Source organism: uncultured Stenotrophomonas sp. (assembly GCF_963519925.1).
GTDB lineage: Bacteria > Pseudomonadota > Gammaproteobacteria > Xanthomonadales > Xanthomonadaceae > Stenotrophomonas > Stenotrophomonas maltophilia_AE.
Map to the genome: position 1 here is coordinate 46,785 of NZ_CAUQPH010000014.1, position 6,344 is coordinate 53,128.

The window sequence follows — 6,344 nt, forward strand, 5'->3', positions numbered from 1 at the left end:
TGGATATGATTCGCAGCCAGTCACCGACGCGGGCCTGCCTGATCCATGATTGCACCGAAGCGTGTGTTGCCCTTTCCGGCCGCCCCTCTCCTTCTGGTGCTGCTGGCTGGTGCTGCTGGCAGGGTGCTTCCGGGAACCTGATACAAGCGCCTCGAAGATCGTCGAAGGCGGAGCAACCACGGCATCGGGTGAGTCCCGGGCGGCTGGCACCCCGACTGATGAGACCAGCAGCGACGTTCCTGCGTTTCCCATCGTGCCCAACATCGTCGTGCCCGAGATCATCGGTGTCACGCCAGCGCAGCGCGCTCTTGAATCTTCAATGCAATCGATCCTCGACCCGGTGCGTGGCGTGACAGTGTCGCCTGCGCGCTGCAGCAGTGAGGGCGCGCTGATCAGCGACGGCGGCATCACCCGTGTCGATGAGCACGGCCAGCTGATGCGCAACGGCGAGGAAGGGTTGTTCGTCATCAACGCCGATGGCGGCGGCACCGCGAACTTCGAGGGTGGGCTGGTCCGCGTCAATGCGGATGGCAGTGGCACCATCAATGGCAGTGCCGGCGGCAGCGGCGATGGCGAAGAGGCGATCATCCGCGTGGAGGCCGATGGCTCCGGTACTTATAACGGCCCGGCCGGTCTGATCCGTCTGGACGGAAAAGGCGCCGGCACATGGAACGGCGACAGCGGCCTGATCACCAACAATGGCGACGGCAGCGGCACCTGGAACGGTCCCGACGGGCTGCTGCGGATCAACGCGGATGGGTCGGGCACCTGGAACGGCGATGCTGGCCTGATCACCAATCATGGCGACGGCACCGGCACCATCGGGCCTCCGGCGCGCCCGGTCAAAATGCCACCGATGCCTCGCCTGCAGCCTGCCGGCAGGTTCCCTTCACTGAAGAAGTTCGCGCCGCCCGGCGCGCCCTGCGGTTACCTGATCACGCTCAACGACCGCGTGTTGTTCGACTTCGACAAGTCGGACATCCGCCCTGACGCTGCGCGGCTGCTGGATACCCTTTCTGATGCGCTGAAACAGGTCGAGGCCAAGGGAATGGAGATTCGAGGCCATACTGATTCGAAGGGTGACGACGCCTACAACCAGGCATTGTCCGAGCGCAGGGCTGCGGCCGTGGTGAATGCGCTTCGTCAACGCGGCGCGGCACAGGATGCTGCGGCAAAGGGCTATGGCGAAAGCGAGCCGGTCGCACCCAACATGTTTGAGGAAAAAGACAATCCCGCCGGGCGACAGATGAATCGGCGGGTTGAGATATTCGTACGGGCGTGAGCTGACGCCCGGTTAGGATGATCGCCAAGGAGTGACCCATGAGAGCAGGATTCATCACCGCCATCGCCATCGTCGCTTCCGTGGCAGGTGCGCCGACCGCTTCAGGCCAGGACTTCAGCCTGGGCTATGACGTCGACCGCTTCCCCGCCAAGACACTGAGCCTGCCTGCGTGCCGCGCGGCCGTGTCGCGTGGCGCCGCTGCGGTGGGATACACCACGCGGGTGGACCAGGACCAGAAGACGCTGGTCCTGCATGTGTCGGCGCCGCCAGGGGATGGGCGCTCGCTGGTTTCGTATTGCATCAGCGCCGGCGATCAGACCGTGTTCGTGATCCAGGCGTTTGATTACACGCGTCCGAACAGCCCGGAAGTGGACAAGATCAAGGCGCGGGTTGCGGCGGAGGTTAGAAAGGCTGCCGGAAGGTAGCACCTTGAACAAGAATGATTATTCCTGACATCGCACGGACGGCAGTCTTCACCATGAGAAAAAACACCAGAATTTTCGCCATCAGCCTCGTACTTGTCATGTATGGATCAGCCGCGCAGGCGTATGAAAGCACCGCTCAGGTCATCAAGCGTCAAGCGCCCCCAGGCATCAGCAATGCCTTCTATGGCTGCGTCGAAAAAGCGGAATCAGACGACATCGCTCTTGCTGCATGTCAATCTGTGGAAAAGGAACGACAAGACGCGCGATTGAGCGCTGCTTACCAATCGCTGCTCAGCAAGCAGCATGGTACGGCCAAGGAAGATCTGAACAGCGCCAACCGCGCCTGGCTCGATTTCCACAGCACCAGCAACGCCTTTGAGGCGTCACTCTATGGAAGCGAAGGAGTGAGCAGCTTTCAAGTCATGCAGAGACAACTTTTCCGCCTCTGCGAACGCGCCAATGTTTTGGAAGAGTATTTATCGATCGCGAACGATCAATAGACGCAAGTTGTCCAACGGCATTCAAAGTGACAACACTGCACGTACATGCGGCCAACCCACATCGTTGGTCCCAACGGTTCACTTGATCAGCCGGCAATGGAGCACGGCTTGAAAAGCTACAGGGACACGCTGGACCGGGGTCTTTCGAGCGGTGGCGGACGGGCTCACGTGATGTGGGATACGCATGCCGGGTTTCTCTGCATGCTTCCCGCCTCCCCATTGGCTCAATTCACGATTTCAATTTCAAATCAGTGATTTAGCGGTCGGTGGCGGAGAGAGTGGGATTCGAACCCACGGAAGGAATGACCCTTCGCCGGTTTTCAAGACCGGTGCCTTAAACCGCTCGGCCATCTCTCCGGATGTCCCGCGCCGGCCGGGGCCGGGCGCGTATTCTCGCATGGTCGGCCGGGTTTGCCCAAGGCCGACCCCGACAGCCTCAGCCAGCGTCCACCGCCAGCGCACCCAGGGCGCTCGCCCGGATCTTTTCCTTGGCCCGCTCGCACGCCCCACCGCAGTCCAGGCGCGAAGCTTCCAGCTGCGGCGGCAGGTGCTCGGCCAGGAAGTCGATGAACACCCGCACTGCCGGCAGCAGGCCGCGGCGGGAGGCGAATACGGCGTGGCAGATGCCCTGCGGCAGCGACCATTCCGGCAGCACCACTTCCAGCTCGCCGCTGCGCACGGCATCGGCACAGACGGTCTCGGGCAGCATGGTGATGCCGAAGCCGTCCTTGACCATGCTCTGCAGCAGCGGGAAGTCGAAACCGGCCACGCGCGGCTGCAGGTCGACACGGCGCACCGCACCTTCCGGCCCGTGCAGCTCCCAGCGCTGCCGGGCTTCGTCTTCGCTGATGCTGAGGGTGACGTGGTTGGCCAGTTCGTCCGGGTCCTTCGGGCGCCCGGCACGATCCAGGTATTTCGGGCTCGCAACCAGCAGTTCCTGCACCTGGCCGAAGCTGCGCATCACCAGGCTGCCGTCGTCGTCCAGTCGCGAGCGCACGCGCAGGGCCACGTCATAGCCTTCATTGATGATGTCGACCCGGCGGTTGCTGATGTTCAGCTGCAGACGCACTTTCGGGTACTGGGCCAGGAATTTCGGCAGCAGCTTGGGCAGCTGCATCTGCGCCAGCGAAACCGGCACGCTGGCACGGACCAGGCCGCGCGGCTCGGCGCTGAGCCGGTCCACCACTTCGCGCGCGGCCTGCGCCTCGGCAAGCATGGTCTGCGCGTGGCGGTGCACGCTGGTGCCGACGTCGGTCACCGCGAAACGGCGCGTGGAGCGCTGCAGCAGGCGCACTCCCAGGTCGGTTTCCAGCTGGCTGATGCGCCGGCTGAGGCGGGATTTGGGGATGCCCAGGGCGCGCTCGGCCGCAGCAAAGCCGCCGTGATCCACCACCATGGCAAAGTAGTAAAGGTCGTTGAGGTCGTGCATACCGAAGTTCCAGATATAGAACAATACGTGGTATTCAACCACCTTTATCCCAGCGACGCAACAACCTAACCTGCTCTCCGTCGGCGGCGCCTTGACCGCCCTTCCCCGGATACAGGTGATTGCCATGAAGCTTCTTCACATCGATGCCAGCGTGCTGGGCGACAACTCGGTTTCCCGCCAGCTGTCTGCGGCAGTGGTCGCACGATTCAATGAGACCGTCGAGAACCTCGACGTAACCTACCGCGATCTCGATCGTAACCCCATTCCCCATTTGAGTAGTGGTTCGCTGGCGCAGGCCGATGCGGCCGAGGCGACCGACGCCGAGGCGGTGATGCAGCAGTTCCTCGCCGCTGATGTGATCGTGATCGGCGCGCCGATGTACAACTTCAGCATCCCTTCGACGCTGAAGGCATGGATCGACCGCATTGCAGTGGCCGGGCGCACCTTCAAGTACACCGAGAACGGCCCGGTGGGCCTGGCCGGAGGCAAGCGGGTGATCATCGCCAGCTCGCGTGGCGGCATCTACACCGATTCGCCGGCCGACTTCCAGGAGCCGTTCCTGCGCCAGGTGTTCGCCTTCATGGGCATCGACAACGTGGAGTTCGTGCGCGCCGAAGGCATTGCCTACTCGCCGACGCACCGTGAAGAGGCCATTGCCGCGGCGCTGGCCAGCCTGCCGGCCGCCGAGTTCGAAGAACTGGCTGAAGTCTGAGTGTTCCAGGGCAGGCGTTGAGTCCTCGTCGGACGACCTGCCCGGGCCGGGCTTCCCCTCCCCATTCCGGCCCACCCCTGCGGCCCCGCATTTGCGGGGCCGTTTTTTTTTTGGGTATCGGCGCGGCGGGCTTGGTGCCTGCTGCGGGGGTGATGTTGATTGGGGTTCATGCCACCAAAGAACGTTGCCATTGTTATCGGCGGTCGATTGGGATGCGACCCTACCGGGGTTGGTCGCGGTGCGTCAACCCGGTGTGGCCGGGTTGGTTTGATTCCAAAAAAAACCCGCCTTTCGGCGGGTTTTCTTTATGCGATCTTTTCCAGGCCGCCCATGTAGGGCTTGAGCGCATCCGGTACGGTGATGCTGCCGTCGGCGTTCTGGTAGTTCTCCATCACTGCGATCATCGCGCGGCCCACGGCCACGCCGGAGCCGTTGAGGGTGTGCACCAGTTCCGGCTTGCCGGTTTCCGGGTTGCGCCAGCGGGCCTGCATGCGTCGGGCCTGGAAGTCGCCGCAGTTGGAGCAGGACGAAATTTCGCGGTAGGTGTCCTGCGAGGGCAGCCACACCTCCAGGTCGTAGGTCTTGATCGCCGAGAAGCCCATGTCGCCGGTGCACAGCAGCACCTTGCGGTACGGCAGGCCCAGCTTTTCCAGCACCACTTCGGCGCAGCGGGTCATGCGCTGGTGTTCGGCGTCGCTGTCGGCCGGCGCGCACACGGTAACCAGCTCGACCTTCTCGAACTGGTGCTGGCGGATCATGCCGCGCACGTCACGGCCGCCGCTGCCGGCTTCGGCGCGGAAGCACAGCGAGTGGGCGGTCATGCTCAGCGGCAGGCGCTCGGCGTCGACGATCTCGTCGCGGACGATGTTGGTCAGCGAGACTTCCGAGGTAGGGATCAGGTAACGGGTGGAATCGCCGACCGCGGTCTTGAACAGGTCGTCCTCGAACTTCGGCAGCTGGCTGGTGCCCCGCAGCGATTCCGGGTTGACCAGCACCGGCACGTTGGTTTCTTCGTAGCCATGCTCGCCGGTGTGCAGGTCGAGCATGAACTGGGCCAGGGCGCGATGCAGGCGCGCCACCGGGCCGCGCAGCACGGTGAAGCGCGAACCGGAGAGCTTGGCGCCGGCTTCGCCGTCCAGACCCTGGTTGCGGGCACCCAGCTCGACATGGTCGAGCACCGGGAAATCGAAACTGCGCGGGGTGCCCCAGCGCTTCTGTTCGACGTTATCCGTTTCGTCCTTGCCGAACGGCACATCGTCGGCCGGTACGTTGGGGATGCCCATGGCGATGGCTTCGATCTTCTCGCGAAGCTCGTCCAGCGCCACTTCCGAGGCCTTCAGCTCATCGGCGAACGCGGCCACTTCGGCCATGATCGCCGACACGTCTTCGCCCTTGGCCTTGGCCTGGCCGATGGCCTTGGAGCGGCTGTTGCGCAGGCTCTGCAGCTCCTGGGTGCGGATCTGGATGCGCTTGCGGTCGGCTTCCAGCGACTCCAGCCCGGAGACGTCCAGCTCGAAACCGCGCGTGGTACGCAGGCGTTCGGCGAGTTCGGCGGGCTGTTGGCGAAGCAGGGCTGGATCAAGCATGGCGTCAGAGGGCTGTTTGTGGGTCTGGAGGGGGATTATCGCCTGTAATCGGCTTTTCTGCCGCGCGGTTCATTCCCGGCGTGGCAGAATCGAGGGGTTCACCATGGTATGGCTCATGTCCGCTTCCCGTTCCTCGTCTGGCAAGAACATCACCTTCCAGCTGCCCCGCCGCAGCCTCCTGATCGCCGGGATCGCCTTCGGCGTGGGCGTGCTGCTGTTCCTGGTGGTGTGGCTGAGCACCCGCAACAACGACTTCTACAAGGCCGGGCCGGCGCAGACCCCGCAGCAGGTCGCCGAGGTCGAGCCCCTGCCTGAACCCCTGCCCGCCGCCGCCGGTTCCAGCGACATGCCCGATGCCCGCCCGCTGCCGGTGGACGAGCAGCCGCAGCTGGTGGAGACCGCCCCGCCAC

At 64.0% G+C, this 6,344-nt stretch carries 6 protein-coding genes, 1 tRNA gene and 1 pseudogene; 5 read left to right on the forward strand and 3 right to left on the reverse strand.

Going from position 1 to position 6,344, the window contains the following annotated elements; translation table 11 throughout:
* Positions 1–109: 109 nt before the first annotated feature.
* Genes RWO33_RS04885 through RWO33_RS04895 form a run of 3 tightly spaced genes read left to right on the forward strand, consistent with a single transcriptional unit; the run spans position 110 to position 2,207 of the window.
* A complete protein-coding gene (locus RWO33_RS04885) occupies positions 110–1,282 on the forward strand; it encodes an OmpA family protein (protein WP_314102668.1) in 1,173 nt (390 codons plus the stop codon).
* Positions 1,283–1,320: 38 nt separating this feature from the next.
* Positions 1,321–1,707, forward strand: a complete 387-nt coding sequence (locus RWO33_RS04890; protein WP_314102670.1) for a DUF6180 family protein — start codon at positions 1,321–1,323, stop codon at positions 1,705–1,707.
* A 14-nt stretch (positions 1,708–1,721) separates the two neighbouring features.
* Positions 1,722–2,207, forward strand: a complete 486-nt coding sequence (locus RWO33_RS04895) for a lysozyme inhibitor LprI family protein (protein WP_314102672.1) — start codon at positions 1,722–1,724, stop codon at positions 2,205–2,207.
* A 267-nt stretch (positions 2,208–2,474) separates the two neighbouring features.
* Here the strand turns inward: RWO33_RS04895 and RWO33_RS04900 are convergent.
* Positions 2,475–2,564, reverse strand: a tRNA-Ser gene (locus RWO33_RS04900).
* A gap of 79 nt (positions 2,565–2,643) precedes the next feature.
* Complete coding sequence (locus tag RWO33_RS04905) at positions 2,644–3,636, reverse strand: LysR family transcriptional regulator (RefSeq protein ID WP_068854691.1); 993 nt, start codon at positions 3,634–3,636, stop codon at positions 2,644–2,646.
* A 124-nt stretch (positions 3,637–3,760) separates the two neighbouring features.
* Between RWO33_RS04905 and RWO33_RS04910 the strand changes: the two genes are divergently transcribed.
* On the forward strand, positions 3,761–4,348 hold the full coding sequence (locus RWO33_RS04910) for an NAD(P)H-dependent oxidoreductase (protein WP_314102675.1): 588 nt from the start codon (positions 3,761–3,763) through the stop codon (positions 4,346–4,348).
* 305 nt (positions 4,349–4,653) lie between these two features.
* Here RWO33_RS04910 and serS read toward each other — a convergent pair whose 3' ends face one another.
* Positions 4,654–5,934 (reverse strand): serine--tRNA ligase, encoded by a 1,281-nt coding sequence (serS, locus tag RWO33_RS04915; protein WP_314102678.1) that lies wholly within the window; start codon positions 5,932–5,934, stop codon positions 4,654–4,656.
* Positions 5,935–6,049: 115 nt separating this feature from the next.
* Here serS and RWO33_RS04920 point away from each other — a divergent pair.
* A pseudogene (locus RWO33_RS04920) lies at positions 6,050–6,344 on the forward strand (energy transducer TonB); the annotation flags it as partial.